The sequence below is a fragment of the Streptomyces sp. NPDC087215 genome (assembly GCF_044744885.1).
Classification (GTDB): Bacteria; Actinomycetota; Actinomycetes; order Streptomycetales; family Streptomycetaceae; genus Streptomyces.
Window position 1 is genome coordinate 74,895 of record NZ_JBIUZD010000010.1, and the last position, 14,539, is coordinate 89,433.

General features: G+C 70.3%; 9 protein-coding genes and 1 tRNA gene. 2 read left to right on the forward strand and 8 right to left on the reverse strand.

Features of this window, described 5'->3' with window-relative positions; all coding sequences use genetic code 11:
• Positions 1-120: 120 nt before the first annotated feature.
• The 3 genes from ACIO92_RS23930 to ACIO92_RS23940 form a co-directional block, all read right to left on the reverse strand.
• A complete protein-coding gene (locus ACIO92_RS23930; protein ID WP_402283237.1) occupies positions 121-321 on the reverse strand; it encodes a DUF397 domain-containing protein in 201 nt (66 codons plus the stop codon).
• Between the two features lie 294 nt (positions 322-615).
• A complete protein-coding gene (locus ACIO92_RS23935) occupies positions 616-1,476 on the reverse strand; it encodes a helix-turn-helix transcriptional regulator (RefSeq protein ID WP_366443179.1) in 861 nt (286 codons plus the stop codon).
• A 233-nt stretch (positions 1,477-1,709) separates the two neighbouring features.
• Positions 1,710-2,408: a GPP34 family phosphoprotein gene (locus ACIO92_RS23940; protein ID WP_366443180.1), complete on the reverse strand. Its 699-nt coding sequence runs from the start codon at positions 2,406-2,408 to the stop codon at positions 1,710-1,712.
• Positions 2,409-2,602: 194 nt separating this feature from the next.
• Between ACIO92_RS23940 and ACIO92_RS23945 the strand changes: the two genes are divergently transcribed.
• Together ACIO92_RS23945 and ACIO92_RS23950 are read left to right on the forward strand one after the other, a co-directional pair.
• Positions 2,603-5,413 carry a D-alanyl-D-alanine carboxypeptidase gene (locus tag ACIO92_RS23945; protein ID WP_402283234.1) on the forward strand — a complete coding sequence of 937 codons (2,811 nt, stop codon included), beginning with the start codon at positions 2,603-2,605 and terminating at the stop codon, positions 5,411-5,413.
• A gap of 187 nt (positions 5,414-5,600) precedes the next feature.
• Positions 5,601-7,580 carry an MFS transporter gene (locus ACIO92_RS23950; protein ID WP_402283232.1) on the forward strand — a complete coding sequence of 660 codons (1,980 nt, stop codon included), beginning with the start codon at positions 5,601-5,603 and terminating at the stop codon, positions 7,578-7,580.
• Positions 7,581-7,815: 235 nt separating this feature from the next.
• Here ACIO92_RS23950 and ACIO92_RS23955 read toward each other — a convergent pair.
• From ACIO92_RS23955 to ACIO92_RS23975, 5 genes are all read right to left on the reverse strand, one after another.
• A tRNA-OTHER gene (locus ACIO92_RS23955) sits at positions 7,816-7,884 on the reverse strand.
• A gap of 444 nt (positions 7,885-8,328) precedes the next feature.
• Positions 8,329-9,699: a sigma factor-like helix-turn-helix DNA-binding protein gene (locus ACIO92_RS23960; RefSeq protein ID WP_402283230.1), complete on the reverse strand. Its 1,371-nt coding sequence runs from the start codon at positions 9,697-9,699 to the stop codon at positions 8,329-8,331.
• A 9-nt stretch (positions 9,700-9,708) separates the two neighbouring features.
• Complete coding sequence (locus ACIO92_RS23965) at positions 9,709-10,308, reverse strand: hypothetical protein (protein WP_402060478.1); 600 nt, start codon at positions 10,306-10,308, stop codon at positions 9,709-9,711.
• Positions 10,305-11,969 carry a DEAD/DEAH box helicase family protein gene (locus ACIO92_RS23970; protein WP_402060480.1) on the reverse strand — a complete coding sequence of 555 codons (1,665 nt, stop codon included), beginning with the start codon at positions 11,967-11,969 and terminating at the stop codon, positions 10,305-10,307. Before ACIO92_RS23970 ends, ACIO92_RS23965 begins: the two co-directional genes overlap by 4 nt.
• The gene (locus ACIO92_RS23975) at positions 11,966-14,311 is read right to left on the reverse strand and encodes an ATP-binding protein (RefSeq protein WP_402283227.1); all 2,346 of its coding nucleotides are present in this window, start codon (positions 14,309-14,311) and stop codon (positions 11,966-11,968) included. The genes ACIO92_RS23970 and ACIO92_RS23975 overlap by 4 nt, the downstream gene beginning before the upstream one ends.
• Between the last annotated feature and the right edge of the window lie 228 nt (positions 14,312-14,539).

Consider the following 14,539-nt stretch of genomic DNA (forward strand, 5'->3'; position numbering starts at 1 on the left):
CGGGGCGTACGGCCGTGCCGGTGGCGTACGGCCCCGGAAAAGGCCGAAGCCCCCTCGGCCAGGACGGCGGACCGGACGAGAGGGCTCTTGCGTACCGCTGTGCGGCGGAGGCGGCGGGGCTCAGAGGGCCCCGTTGCTCACCTCGCCGACGAAGGAGTTCCACGATCCGGGCCCGAAGGAGAGGGAGGGGCCCTCGGGGGCCTTCGAGTCCCGCACCGCGACCGCGGCCATGACCGGGGACTTCACTTCGACGCAGGCCCCGTTCCCCCCGGAGTAGGAGGACTTCGTCCAGGCGTCCGTACCACCCTGAATAATCGCCATGCTGCTCAGCTCCGGTTCTGCCAGTGAGGTGTCGCGCCAACGTTCTTGCCGGCGTGATCGAAGCTACTCGCCGGCCCCGTCCGGCGGGACCGGCGTTCACACGTCCGAGTGGCATATTCCAACCAGGCTTTCCCGGCAACGATCAAAGGGTGTACGCTCCCCGGCCCAGCCCGCAGAAAACGGTGTTCCGGCCTGCCCGGCGGCCTTCCGCGACCCTCCCGGGGATCTCCCCGGCGGCCTTCCGCGGCCCTGCCCGGTGCCTTTCCGCGGCCCTGCCCGCCACAAGCCCCGGCCTCAGCCCCTGGCGTGCTTCTTCGCCATCTCCGAGATGAACTCCCGGGTCTGCTCGACGTTCAGCGCCTGCGCCCGCAGGTGCTCGTACATGACGCTGTACTTGCCGACGTCCTGCGTCTTCTCCAGATACAGGTCGCTCGTCACGCCCTCGATGTAGACCACGCTCGAATCGGAGGTGTCAGGGAACTCCAGGATCGAGTACTGCCCGCTGATGCCCGGGTGCGCGCCCATCTCGAACGGCAGCACCTGCACGGTCACGTGCGGCAGCTGCGACTGTTCGAGCAGATGCTCCAACTGCTCCACCATCAGCTGTCTGCTCCCGACGATCCGGTGCAGCGCGCCCTCGTCGATGACCGCCCAGAGCCGCAACGGCCGCTCCGCGTCCCGGACGCGCTCCTGGCGCCGGGTGCGGACCGTGACGCGCTTCTCGATCTCCGCGGGCGTCGACTCCGGCAGTGCCCCGGAGATCACCGCCTCCGCGTACGCGTGCGTCTGCAACAGCCCCGGGATGATCTGCGGCTCGTACATCCGCAGGCTCTCCGCGTCCGTCTCAAGACCGATGTAGACGCTGTACGGGATGTCGCCGAAGGCGTGCCACCAGCCCTGCTGGCGCGAGTCCTTGGCCATCTGCATCAGCGAGTCGACCATGCGCTCGTCCTCGACCTCGTACACCCCGCAGAGGTCGCGCACATCGCGCTGGCTGATGGAACGGCGGCCGTTCTCCAGCCTGCTGATCTTCGACTGGGAGACGAGGAGACGCTCGGCGACCTGCTCGGCCGTCATGTTCTTCGCTTCCCGGAGCCGTCGCAGCTCCTGGCCCAATCGGCGTCGCCTGACGGTGGGGTTGACACTGGACGCCACGGAAACTGCACCTCCGGCTGTCTGCTGCGTAGCTGTGAGTATCTAACGCTTGGCAGACTGCCACCAAAGCCCGGGTGCGCGCTGGGAAACGAGCACAACGCGAGCCCGGGAACGCGCGTGTGCGGGACGGTCGTCGAGACCGCCCCGCACCTCGTGCGGCTCCCTGTGGGGTGCCTGGGCGAGCGTGTGCCCGCTCGCCGGGTACTGCCGAGTACCGCTGAGTACGCCAAGTGCTAGAGCGCCGCCGCGCGGACCATGCTGCCGTGCGGCTGCGCCGGGACACCCGGGGCGCTCCGGCGCGGCTGTGCCGCCGCGCCGTTCTGGACGTCCATCACGGCGTGTGCCACGAGGCCGCCCATCGGGTCGTGCCGGATCAGATCGCGCAGCCGGGACCGCGACGACCTTCCTTCGTTGCCGGGGTAGAGGTGCTTGCCGAGACCGACCGCATGGGCCAGCGCGGCAAGCGCCGCGGTCCGCGGGTCCGGCGGTACGCCGGTGCGGATCGCACTGTCCAGCCGGGAACGGATCTCCCGACTGATCGCCGTCTCCGTCGCCTGGTAGCGAGTCGTCGGCAACACCCCGCACATCTGGCCCTCCACGGCATGAACCATGCCGCATCGCTCCAGATGCGAGAGATACGTCTGACGGAGCCCCAGTCGGGGTCCGCCGATCCAGTGGACGGCCCGAACCGGACTGCCGCGTCTGCGCAGCAGTTCCAGTGCGGAGTCCAAGGTCGGATCTCCGGTCGGCCGTGGCATCACCACGGCGATACGATCCCCGTCTGGGGCTATCCGGCCTGCCAGCGCCAGCTCCACTAGCTGTGCGCCGGCCAGGCCCAGGTCGAGCGACTGCGGCTGCGCTGTGGTACCCGTGGCCGGGTCCAGAGCGAGCAGCAGAAGCTCCTCCGGAATGGTTCTGCGGCTCCTGCCCATCCATGCCTCCCCGCGTGGATGAATGACAGGGTGACCCCTCTCACATTCATCTGTCGAGAGCGCCTGGGTGCTTCATCCGGGAACCAGTAGGTATGTCGTTCTCGTCTAGCACGGGGGCCAAGGGGTTCACACAGGACACTGGTACACGGACCGGTACATGGTTCGAACGTACGCATGACGCTGAAGGAGGCACGGTGGCGGGCGAGTCCCCCGACATGGCGGAGCAGCAGCGGTCGTCGCAGGAGACGACGACCTCGGGCGGCGGCGGCCGGGATCCCCGGCTCTCCGTGCTCCGTGAGTCAGACGCCTCGCCGTCGGCCTCGGTTGCGGCGCCCGCCGATCCGGACTCCACGCCGTCGGCGGCGTCCTCGGGCGCGGTCCGGGTGGACGAGCGGACGGCCGTGCTCAAGAACCTGGCGCCGCGCGCGCCGGAGGACGACGCGGCGGCCGGGCCGGAGACGCCCGAACGGGAGACCGTGACCGAACGGGAGACCGTGACCGGGGCTGAGGCCACCACCGGGCCGGAGAGCGCCGGGCGGGACTCCGACGGGCCCGCGGACGCCGAGCCGGAGGGCGGGCGGCTGAAGGCGGCCGTGGCGGCGTGGGTCGCCACGGCGGAGGACCCGGAGGGGCCTTCCGCGTCGGACGGCGCCCCGGACACCGCCTCCGGCCCCGAGGCCGACTCGCGGGCGGGGAACGACTCCGCCCCCGGGGCCGTGGCCGAGCGGGACGTGGCCGACGAGCCTGAGGAGGAGCCCGCGCCCGAGGACGGCGACGAGTCCGGCACCGGGCCCGACCCCGACGACGAGACGGGCGACGACGAGGGGGACGAGGAGCCCGTGGAGGCGAAGTCCGCCACGGAGTCCTGGTTCGCCGCGCGGAAGCCGACGACGGAGGGGCGGCCCGACCCCGACCCCGACTCCGGCTCCGCCCCCGACTCCGCCCCAGACTCCGGCTCCGCTTCCGGTACGGCCGCGAGCGACGCCGAGGACGCGCCGGGCCGGGCGACCGGCGATCCGGTGGACCAGCCGACGACCACGCTCAAGAGGGAGCCCGGGGCGGTCACGGCCGGGACCGGGGCCGCCGCCGAGGGACCCAGGACGGGCGGCGGGGCTTCCCGCGCCGACAGGGACACCGGGTCTCCCCGGCCCGACACGGACGCCTCCGGCCCCGACACCGGTGCTCCGGCCTCCGGTTCGAGCGCCGAGACCTCCCGGCCCGGCACCGGGGCCTCTCGGGACGACGCCGAGACCTCCCGGTCCGGCGACGAAGCTTCCCGGGACGACGACCCGGTCGACCAGCCCACGACCATGTTCAAGGCCGTCCGCCCGCCCCTGGATCAGCCGACGACCGCGCTGAAGCTTCCGCCGTCCCTGGCCGGGGACTCCGACAACGAGCGCACCAGCACCTTCCTGCCCCTGCGCGCCGACATCCCGGCCGAGCAGAAGGCCGAGAAGGAGGCCGCGGAGGAGCGGGAGTCCCGCGCCGCGGCCACCGCGCCCGCCCCGGCCCGACCGCAGCCGTCCCCGGACCGGGTCACGCCGGACCGCGTGGAGAGCCCGGCGCGGACCCCGGGTGACCGGACCCCCGGCCGGACGTCCGACCCGACCTCGGGCCCGACCTCCGGCCAGGCCCCGGCGTCCGGCCGGACGCCGACGCCGGGTGTCCCCGCCGCCGGGCTCACCGAGCCGGAGCGGACACGGCAGCAGCCGCTGCCCCCGCTGCCCCCGCTCGACCTGCTCGCCGAGCTGACGAACACCCCGCCCCCGCCGCCCACCCCGATGCGGACGACGATCCGCCGGCTGCGGATCTGGACCCCGCTCGTCCTGCTGCTCCTGATCGTCTTCGCGATCGCACAGATGGTCCGCCCGCTGCCCGACCCCGCGCTGAAGCTCACGGCGGATCCGACGTTCACCTTCGCGGGCGGCGAGCTGAAGATGCCGTGGCCCGGTGAGGGACAGGGCGCCGTCGAGGTCGAGGGCGTCGGCTCCATGGGCACGTGGGGACCCCAGAAGCCCGCCCCGATCGCCAGCGTCACGAAGACGATGACGGCGTACGTGATCCTCCGCGACCACCCGATCAAGGGGAAGCAGAAGGGCCCCGAGATCACGATCGACAAGAAGGCCGCCGATCAGGCGAACGCCGAGCACGAGTCGACGGCGGCGGTCGAGGAGGGCCAGAAGTACACGGAGCGGGAGCTCCTCGAGCTCCTGATGATCCCCTCCGCGAACAACGTGGCCCGGCTGCTCGCGCGCTGGGACGCCGGTTCGGAGGCCGCGTTCGTGGCGAAGATGAACGCCGCCGCGAAGGACCTGGGGATGACCCGGTCGACGTACACGGACCCCTCGGGTCTCCTCGACAGCACGGTGTCGACGCCGGGGGACCAGCTGAAGCTGGCCAGGGCGGTCATGCAGTACGACGTGTTCCGGGAGATCGTGAACATGCCGAACGTGACGGTGGACGGCATCCCGGGCCGGATCGAGAACAACAACAACATCCTTCTGGAGCCGGGGGTGAGCGGCATCAAGACCGGCTCCTCCACCCCGGCCGGCGGCAACCTGCTGTGGTCGGCGAACACGGTCGTCGACGGCGAGAACCGGCGGATCCTCGGCATCGTGATGGGAGCGAAGGACGCCAAGGTCCTGAACGACAAGCTCCAGCTCGCCATCGACAACAGCCTCAAGCTGATCAAGCGGGCGCAGAAGGACGTCACCTCGGCCGTCGTGATCCGTGAGGACCAGGTCCTGGGGTACGTCGACGACGGACTCGGCGGCCGGACGCCCGTGGTGGCGACCAAGGAACTGAAGGCGGTCGGCTGGCCCGGCCTGGAGGTCGAACTTGAGCTGACCGACGGCGGTCGCGCGGTGCCCCACGCGGGCAAGGCGGGCGACATCGTCGGCCAGGTCTCGATCGGCACCGGAGCGGGCCGGGTCAGCTCCCCGGTGGCCCTCCGCACGGACCTGGTGGAGCCGGGCTTCGACAAGAAGCTCACGCGCGTGGGCTGAGGGGCCACGGCCGGGGCCACGCCCCGGCCCGGTCCCGCGCGGTCCGGGGCGTGACCCCGGCCCCACCCGCTTGGCCGGGCGCCCCGGGTCCCCCGGGCGCCCAGCTGTTAGCGTCGTGCGGGGGACGAGAGGGACGCGTGGCACTTCCCGCGCGCAGCGAGACGGGCAGCACGGGAAAGGGCCGCAGTTGACCACCGCCGAGCCGACACGCGCCGACCGCGTGCCTTCCACCGTCGATCCCGACGCTCCGGCGTCCGTGGGCGAAGGGTCCGGCGGACCCGGTGGAACGGGCCGGTCCGGGGCCGCCGGATCCGGTGTCCCGGGGGCGTCCGAAGGAACCGACGTGTCCGATGATTCGCTTCCGCGAATAGTGCTTCCGGCGCAGCGGCCCGCCCCCGCAGCCGTCCCCACACCCGCCCCCACGGCCCCTCCGGCGGCCCCGGAGCGGCAGGCCCCCCGGCGCAAGCGCCGCTACACGGTCCTGGCGGCCACCGCGCTCGCGGCCGTCGCCCACCTCCTGTGGTTCTTCTTCTGCGCGAACAGCGGCGGCGACCTGGCAGCCCAGGACGCGTGGGCCGAGTTCGTCGGCCGGCACCCGGACTCGGCGTACAACCTGGCCTGGTACGGGGGGATGCACCCGGTCTCGTACAGCGTGGTGTCGCCGTACCTGATGTCGGTGCTCGGCGTGCGCAGCACGATGATGATCGCCGGGACGCTGTCGGCGGCGCTCACCGCGCTGATCCTGGTGCGGGTGAGGGCGGTCCGCAATCCGCTGGCCTGCTCGGTGGCGGCGGTGTTCGCGTTCCTCTGCAACGCGCTGTCGGGCCGGGTGACGTTCGGCCTCGGCATGATGTTCGCGCTGGGCGCGGTGGCGGCGGTCTTCTGCTGGCCGCACCGCTGGCGCCGCAGGCGCTGGGTGAAGGCGGCGGTCGCGGCGCCGCTCGCGGCCCTGGCGACGGCGTGCAGCCCGGTCGCGGGCCTGTTCCTCGGGGTGGCGGCGGCGGCGCTGTTCCTCAACGGGCGGCGCCCGGGAGCGTACGCCCTCGGTCTCGCCCCGGTCGTGGTCGTCGCCCTGTCGTCCTGGCTGTTCCCCTTCTCCGGTACGCAGCCGATGGCCTTCGGGTCGACGGCGCTGCCGCTGCTCTTCGGGGTGCTGGTGTTCGTCCTGGTCCCGAAGGACTGGCGGACGGTCCGCACCGGGGCGGCCGTCTACACGGTCGGAACGCTGCTGACCTGGCTGATCGACTCGCAGATCGGCTCCAACATCTCGCGGCTCCCGATGCTCTTCGCGGGGGTGCTGCTGCTCGCCGCGCTGCCGTACACGGCGCCGCGCTCCCGCCGCTGGTACGCGCTGCTCCTGGCGTTCGCGGGGCTGAACTTCTGGATCGGCTTCAAGGGCGTCGACGACGTGATCCGCACCGCCCCGGACGCCTCCTGGGCGCGGGAGCTGGCGCCGCTGGTCAACCAGCTCCAGGTACGGGACGCGGGCAGGGCGCGGGTCGAGGTCGTCCCGGCGTCCAGCCACCGCGAGTCCTCGGCACTGAGCCCGTACATCAACCTGGCGCGCGGCTGGAACCGGCAGGCGGACATGGAGCGCAACCCGCTCTTCTACGACGACACCCTGAACGCGGTGAACTACGAGGAGTGGCTCGCCCGCTGGGCCGTGCACTACGTGGTGCTGCCGACGGGCGCGCCGGACTCGGGCGCCGAGCAGGAGGCGGAACTGGTCGACGCGGGGCTGCCGTACCTGAAGCAGGTGTGGTCGGACGAGAACTGGCGCCTGTACGAGGTCGAGGACCCCACGCCCCTCGCGGACCCGCCGGCGGAGGTGGTGAGCGCGGAGGAGAACGAGGTCGTGATCCGCGTCGAGCGCCCCGGCCGCATCCTCATCCGGGTCCCGTACTCGCCGTGGCTGGCGCTGATGGACGAGAACGGCGGCAAGGTCGAGCCCCCGCAGGAGACGGAGGCGTCGAAGCTCGCCCGCGAGGAGTCCGACACCGAACTCCCCAAGACCTTCGCCAACGAGAACGGCTGCCTCTTCAAGGCGGAACCGGACGCCGAGGGCGACGAATGGACCGAACTGATCGCCCCGAAACCAGGCACGTACCGCCTGGCGGCCCCGTACAAACTCTCCAGGGGCACGGCTTGCCCGGAGGAACTGCGCTGAGCGAGGCGCTCCACCATCCCGGACTTCGATCCCCCCGGGACCACCGTCCGAGAACTTCAGAGCGCCTCCCCCCCATGCACGGGCCCCTCACGACGTGCCGGACGGTGCTGATCGTCTGGGCGCCATTTAGGAGGCTGCCGCTCCATCCGCCCACGCAAACGGCCCCGGACGAGACGTCCGAGGCCGAGTGGGACTCCTACCCGGGGGGTGAACCCCAGATAGGAGCGGTCATGCATGGTGCCCCCGGCAGGATTCGAACCTGCGACACCCGCTTTAGGAGCGGGATCGAATCTTTGCCGGGGGCTGCGTGCTACTGCTGAGCAGTGCTGATTTCCCTGGTCAGCACGGTGTGGCGAGTCACTTGATCCGGTTCTTGCCACCCTGTAGTGGGCAGTCCGCTCACGCATCGCTCACGCACGAAGCATGTGTCCTGGAGGGTGGAGGCACGGGCGGTGGCTGGCTCAGCTGGTGGGCAAGCCAGCGGACTCCTTCTCACCAAAGGCCCACCACCAACACGCTTTCCCAATGTTCGTAAGGGGGTCCGGCGGGGGCCGCAGGTGTCCTGGCTTGCGGCGGAGCGTTCGGGGTGGCCCTGTCCGGACGGGGCCTGACGGGGGTGAATGCGACGAGAACCGCAACCAGGCCGCTGCCGGTCGGCTGGGTCATGGCGGACAGCCCGCTCGTCTCCGCGGTCCCGAGCGCAGAGTGGTACGCCCACCACCCGCCCGCAGTGCTTGGCGTCCTGAGCTCACACGTCCTTCATCTCAAGAGCGTTCACCGCCGGTGGCACGGCGGCTGGCGCCCGCTGTGCCGGACAGGTCTCCGGCACGCAGCCGTGGCCGACGCGCGCGGTGCCGTCGTCGAGGCGGAGAAGGACGGCGAGCACGCAACCATCGGTGACCTTGAGTTCCAGTGCGTGGCGGCGCAGGCTGGACAGCTGGGCGCTGCTGGTGCCGCGGCGGACGACGAGCGGCGAGTGGTCGCCGGGAGTCGTGAATGTGCGGCTCATCGGGGCCCTGCGCAGCCCGAGCCGCCAGGTCAGCCAGGCGTGCACATTGACGCCGCTGCCGCGCAGGATGTCCGCGTTCACGGGGAGCCGCATGCCGAAGACCTCGCCTTCGACGGCCATCGTGTCCGGCCGGACCGGTTCCTCTTCCTCGAAGGGGCAAGCGCCGCGGGAGACGAGATCGACGAAGCCGTCGTGGGTCTCGCCGAGCTGATCACTGAGCAGGCACTGCTTCAAGCGCCAAGGGGTGACGGGATGCAGCTCTGTCACCCTGGCGAAGAGCTGTGCCCGGGAGAGGGGGCCCGACTCGGTGACCACCGAGACCATCGCCTCCACCGCACTGGCGTACGGGGACGCGCGCAGGTGCGTCCACTCGACCAGGGCCCAGGTGCCCTCGGGGCGGATCTGCCGGAAGCGGTCATCACGGCGCAGTGCCTCCCGCACGGCTGCGGCGGTCGTCGCGGCCATCGGGGCGAGCAGCTCCTCGGCCCGACACGGACGCCCGGCCTCCAGCAGCCATAGGTACGCCGCGTCGCGTCCCCGCGCTTTGCGGCGGACCCAGTGCCCGTCGGCGCTCAGGGTGAGCCGTGACTCGGAGTGGCTCAGCAGCCAGGTCAGAGGGAGCCCCGCAGGCAGTCCGGCCTCGGAGGCGGCCCGGCCGAGGTCGTCCCCGCGGAAGGGTGCGGCGTCGACCAGACGCCGTAGGGCGCTGCCCAGCGTCCCCGGATCGACACTCCACCAGCCCCGCAACGGCCCCGCCCACGTCCGGGGCGCGGCCAATCCCGCTGCTGCCAGCAGCTCGTCCAGCAACACGTGGTCGACGATCCCCAGCGTGGCGGCGAAGTCCCCCCGCAGGGTGGCCGCGCCCGCGCCCATGGTGCGCAGCCTCTCCCGCCAACCGTCTTGGACCAGGTCCGCCATCACCACGAGCCGCTTCCGCGTCCCGCTCTGGACCTGGCGCACGCGCTCGCGGCTCAGCCCCAGCGCCTTTCCGACCTCATCGAAAGTCCGGCCCTTGGACCGGCCGGCAACGACGGCTCGCTCACGCTCGTCGAAGACCCCGGTCTCCCACGCCCTGACCAGCCATTCGCCCATCGACCACTCGTCCCCCACCGAAAACCCTTACATCTCGTTGAAATAGACGACCCGCACGCCGAGGAACTCGGCCATGCGCTCGTGCTCCTCCTTCTTCTCGGGCGACACAGGGTTGCGGAACGGATCGACGACGCAGATCGTCCAGGGCCAGGTCTCGCCGGTGGATCGGTCGAGAATGGCGGGCCACATGAGGTGCTTGAGGTTCGCCGCCGTCCCGGCCACGAAGTGCCGCTCCTCGTCCTCAGTCCCGATTTCGCGGACTTTCGCGCGCATCGGCTTCTGTTGGGTGGTCTCCGGGATGACCTCCCAGCCGGGGCCGTACGTCGCCACGACCATCTGCTCGAGCGTCGCCGCCGGCCGGGTCACATACTTGGCGTACTTGCCCTCCCCGCGCCGTGCCCGCTCGTACTCCTTCATGGGGCAGTCCTTCAGCCACGGACGGATGTTGGCCTGCTGCCCCACGAAGCCGAGGAGGCGGCCGCCGATCTCCGGATCCTCAGTCCATTCCCGGTACAGGCGAGTGCGGTCCGCGTCCTGGAGGTGCGGCCACTGGGCCTCGTCGGCCTGGGCGTAGATCCGAGTGACCACGGCCTTCTCGACGGCGGGCGGGATCTTGTAGTCGGTCACAGGATTCCTTTCGGTAGGGGGAATTGGAGGCGGACCTCGTCCGCCGCGGTCTCAAGGTCGGCGGCATCCTGGATCCACATGTCCATGAGGGAGCCGAGCGTCTCGTCCTGGAACTCGATGCGGGAGACGTGAGGGAGTTCCAGGTGCTCGGTCTCCTCTGCCTCCAGCGTCCGGCGCAGGTTCAACACCGCCGCGGCGCGGCGGATGTCGGTGACGAAGTCGAGGACCTTCAGAGCCTTCTTGCCGGGGCTCAGGCGCAACCCCCGGCCTAGCTGCTGCACGAAGATCCTGCGGCTGTGGGTGACACGAAGGAACGCGATCAGATTCACGTCGGGCACGTCGACGCCCTCGTTGAGCACGTCCACGCAGGTGATCACGGGGACGCGGCCGAGACGGAACTCATTAAGCAGGAGGTCACGGTGACGCTTCGACAGGCCGCTGTGCAGATGGGAGGCGTTGGTCCACGCGGGGTCCGAGATAGCGAGGAGGCCCGCCATGTGCTCGGCGTGCTCGATGGTCTGACAGAACACGATGGCGCGGGGTTCGACGGTCTCTCGCCAGGTCGCCCGCAGGTGCTCGACGATCTCCTCGTCGCGCTGGGGGAGGAACAGTCGCCGGTTCAGATCCTTGATCGAGTAGCCGTGGCGACTGATGTCCTGGACGGCGTCCCAGTCGACGCCGTCCGCGTACAGCTTGTAGTCGACGGCCGACAGATAGCCCGCCGCCATGCCCTCGGCGATGCCCATCTTGAAGCTGGGCCGGCCGAAGCGGGCGGTGATGTCGAATTTATCGCCGCGCCAAGGAGTGGCGGTGACTCCGAATCGCCCCGCAGTCCCGCACAGATCGAGGAGTTCCGCAAACCTGCCGGTCTCGGCGACGTGATGGGTCTCATCGATCATGATGAGGTCGGGTTCGTAGCCCACGCGTGCGGCGGACAGCGCGGACTCAACGGTCGCGACGACGACGCCGTCGAGGACCCTGGGCTTGTTCTCGCCGGTAAGGAGGCGGGTCGGCACACCCTTCGGGATGTGCCGCCACAGTGCCTTCTCCAGCTGACCCACCAGATCACGCATGTGCGCGACGACCAGGACACGGGCGTCTGGTCGCGAGGCGAGGAAATCGCCGATGACCTCGCCGCCGACGACCGTCTTACCCAGGCCCGTCGCCAAGACCAGCAGCGCCGTCCCCTCCGCGTCGAGGTCCCGCTCAATCGCGGCCACGGCCCGTTCCTGATACGGCCGCAGGGCATAGGGGACGGGTACCCGGTCGGGCATCCTCTCGCCGATGGCGTCCAGGGTGGCCCCGTGCCACAGGGTGATGTCGACGCCGATCCCCGCCAGTGCCCGGCGCCGCGCCTGAGCCGACGCGGTGATGTCCGTGTTGGTAACCAGGACGGCCTTGTCGGCCCGGTAGTGGGTACGGGCGCGCTCGAGGTCGTCGACGCCGGCGTGGTCGGCGGTGCCGTGCGCCTTCCACTTGCTCTGGAACACCCACTGTTCGTGATCACGGACCGCGAGCAGATCGGCACCGTGGTCGTGAGCGCCGTCGATAACGCGGACGTCTTGGAATCCGAGGTGCCACAAGGCTCGCTCGAGTGCCTTGGTCAGCCCCTCGGGGCCACCGTCGCGGAGTTCGACGGCCGTCAGGAACGCGGCACTCACTCCTCACCCGCCAATTCCTCGCGCAGGAGGGCGATACTCAGGCGGGCGCGCCGCAGCTGTGGCGCCGTGGCCTCGCCCGCGAAGGTGCCGATCGTCGCGACATCCGCGAGGCAGCCCGTGACACGGGCCAGGCTCAGGGCCTTTCCGGACGGCGAGGACACTCCGGCGTACGGGCCACGGAAGGCGGCGCCGTCCATGAAAGCCGTCGGCATTGCCTCGACGAGCCGGACCAGAGCCAGCGCGGGAACGTGGTGGACGAACCCGGAGTCGAGGCCGAGACGACCGATGAGACCGACACGTCCGGCGGCGATCATCGCCTCCTCGGTCGCGGTCTTCTCTTCCTTGGAGAGGTGGCGGTAGGCGAGCGCGTAGTCGCCGCTCTGGTCGAGGGCCTCGGCCACGCGCTCGCGGATCTCCGCGAGGAGGTCGCGGGCCTCCGCGCCGACGGTGGTGCCGTCGAGTGCGCTGTCCTGCAGGGACTCAGCACGGATCGCGGCGACGAGCTGGGACGGACTCCAGTCGGAGCGCGCCCGCACTTTCAGGACGGCGGCCAGCTCGACCAGAAGGAGATCGGCGTAGTCCGTGCCAAACCGCCGGAACGCGGCGTGCTTTGGGTCGACGAGGGCGGTGAGCTCGTTGCCGGACCGCTGGTCGAGGAGGACCGGAACGTGCAGCCCGTTGTCGTCGAGAAGCCGCGCGCCCGGCTTCAGCAGCAGGGTCCTCACCTTCATGTAACCGAGCTCGGGGTGCCCGAAGGATCGAGTCAGGTAGGCATGCGGCGATGCCGCGCCCTCGTACCGGGCCAGGCGCTCACCACGAGTCTCCGCCCTCTCTCTGATCGCCACGGCCGGGGCGGGCGCGGTGGAGACGACCTTGGGCCCGGTTTCGGGCTTGGCGGTGCCGGATGCGGGGATGTTGGCGGGCAGGCCGAGGGCGCCCAGGACGGCCTGCTCGTCGGGCTGGGCCGGCACGCTGGCCGTCGTCTTGGCCTCCTTACCCTGCTTCTTGATCTCCTCGTGCCGCAGGACCGCCTGCCACCAGTGATCGTCGGTCTGGAACTCGGCGACACCTGCCTGGAACTTCCGGCCCCAGTCCCGGGTATCCGCGTGGACCGGCTTGTTGCCGTCGCCGGGGACGAGGCACCGCAGGCCCGCGTCGTTGCGGCGAAAACCCTTGAACAGCAGGGCCAGCGGGCTGTCGTTCTCCAGGTAGCCCTGAGCGCGCTTGGGCTGGAGTGGCGCCACCCCGCGCAGCAACTGCACCGCCGCGAGCCAGCTACGGTCCGCGTACTCGAAGGCGTCCTTCTGGTAGGTCACGGGGACGTGGTCGAGGTGGATCTCACCGATGAGACGGCCGCCTTGGTGGGCGAGTTCGACCGGATACTCGGGCACCTCCTGTTCACCCTCGCGACCTTCGGGGTTGTTCCAGGTAAAGAGCTGCTTGTCCCAACGCAGGATCTTCCGGCCATTGCGCAGGAAGTCGATCCCGTACTCGGTCTTGTCGAGGTAACGCTGGACACCGAGCCAGCCGTGGATCCGGCGCTCGCGCACAGTCAAGTTGCCGCTGCCGCAGACCGAACAATCCTCGCCCGAACCGATCTGCCACTCCCCACAGTCCCGGCAGGCGATCCCGTTCTGGAGCTTCTCGTTGATCGGGATGTAGGCGGGGATCCGCTCCTTGCTGTTGTAGAGCACGTGACGGTCGTCGCCCCAGCGACAGTGACGGACCGGCTTGACCCGGGTCCCTCCGACGTAGAGGTGGAAGGGGTGCTCAGCGAGGATCCACGAATACACCGAGCCCAGGATGTTGCGGAGCGAGGCGCCGTTGCGGCGCAGCCAATCGGCACGCGTCCCGTGCAGGCGGTCAACGATGATCTTGGTGCCGTGCTGGGACGGGTCGCCCTTCGCTTCGATGATGTCCTTCGCCTCGAAGTCGTCCTTGATCTGGTCGAGGTCGATCTCGACGCCGATCCAGTTCGTGTCACCCGCTCGTGTCGTCAGGATGCGGGTGCGCCGGCCGAGGCGAGCGGTCGAGATGTTGAAGCCCATGCCGAAGAGGCCGAGCTTGTCGTGCATGTCGTTCCCGGACCAGCCGGCCCGTACCGCGCGCGCCAGGCGGTCCCGCGACATGCCTCGTCCGGTGTCGCGGACCTCCAGATGCCCCTTCGGAGACGACGGCAGGGTCACGCTGACCGTGAAGCCGTCAGGCCACTCCACCCCCGAGCGGAGGATCTCGAGGAAGTCATCGAAGGGGTTGTCGACGAGTTCGGCCACACACTGCCACTCATCGAAATCGATCTCGCCCAGCATGCTCAGCACGCGGGAAGAAGGGGTGATCTTCACTCCGGCGGAACCCTCCTGAAGGATCGGGACGCTGTCACAGCGGCTGCGGCATGCATGGTCATGGCGAAGCCGCCCGACTCTCATGAGTCGAGCATTCGATCCCGAGAGTAGAACGTGCGGCTAACAATTCGGTCGGAGTTTGCGAACCCCGGCGAATCATGTGGCTACCGGGGACGAACATAAAGGTTACATACCGCCATGAATAAGAACGATTCGGTCGCGGCTGGC

What these genes read in the sequence shown, in the direction of transcription:
- ACIO92_RS23930 (WP_402283237.1), bottom strand. Translation starts at nt 321, where the DNA reads ATGGCGATTATTCAGGGTGGTACGGACGCCTGGACGAAGTCCTCCTAC.
- ACIO92_RS23940 (WP_366443180.1), bottom strand. Translation starts at nt 2,408, where the DNA reads ATGGGCAGGAGCCGCAGAACCATTCCGGAGGAGCTTCTGCTGCTCGCT.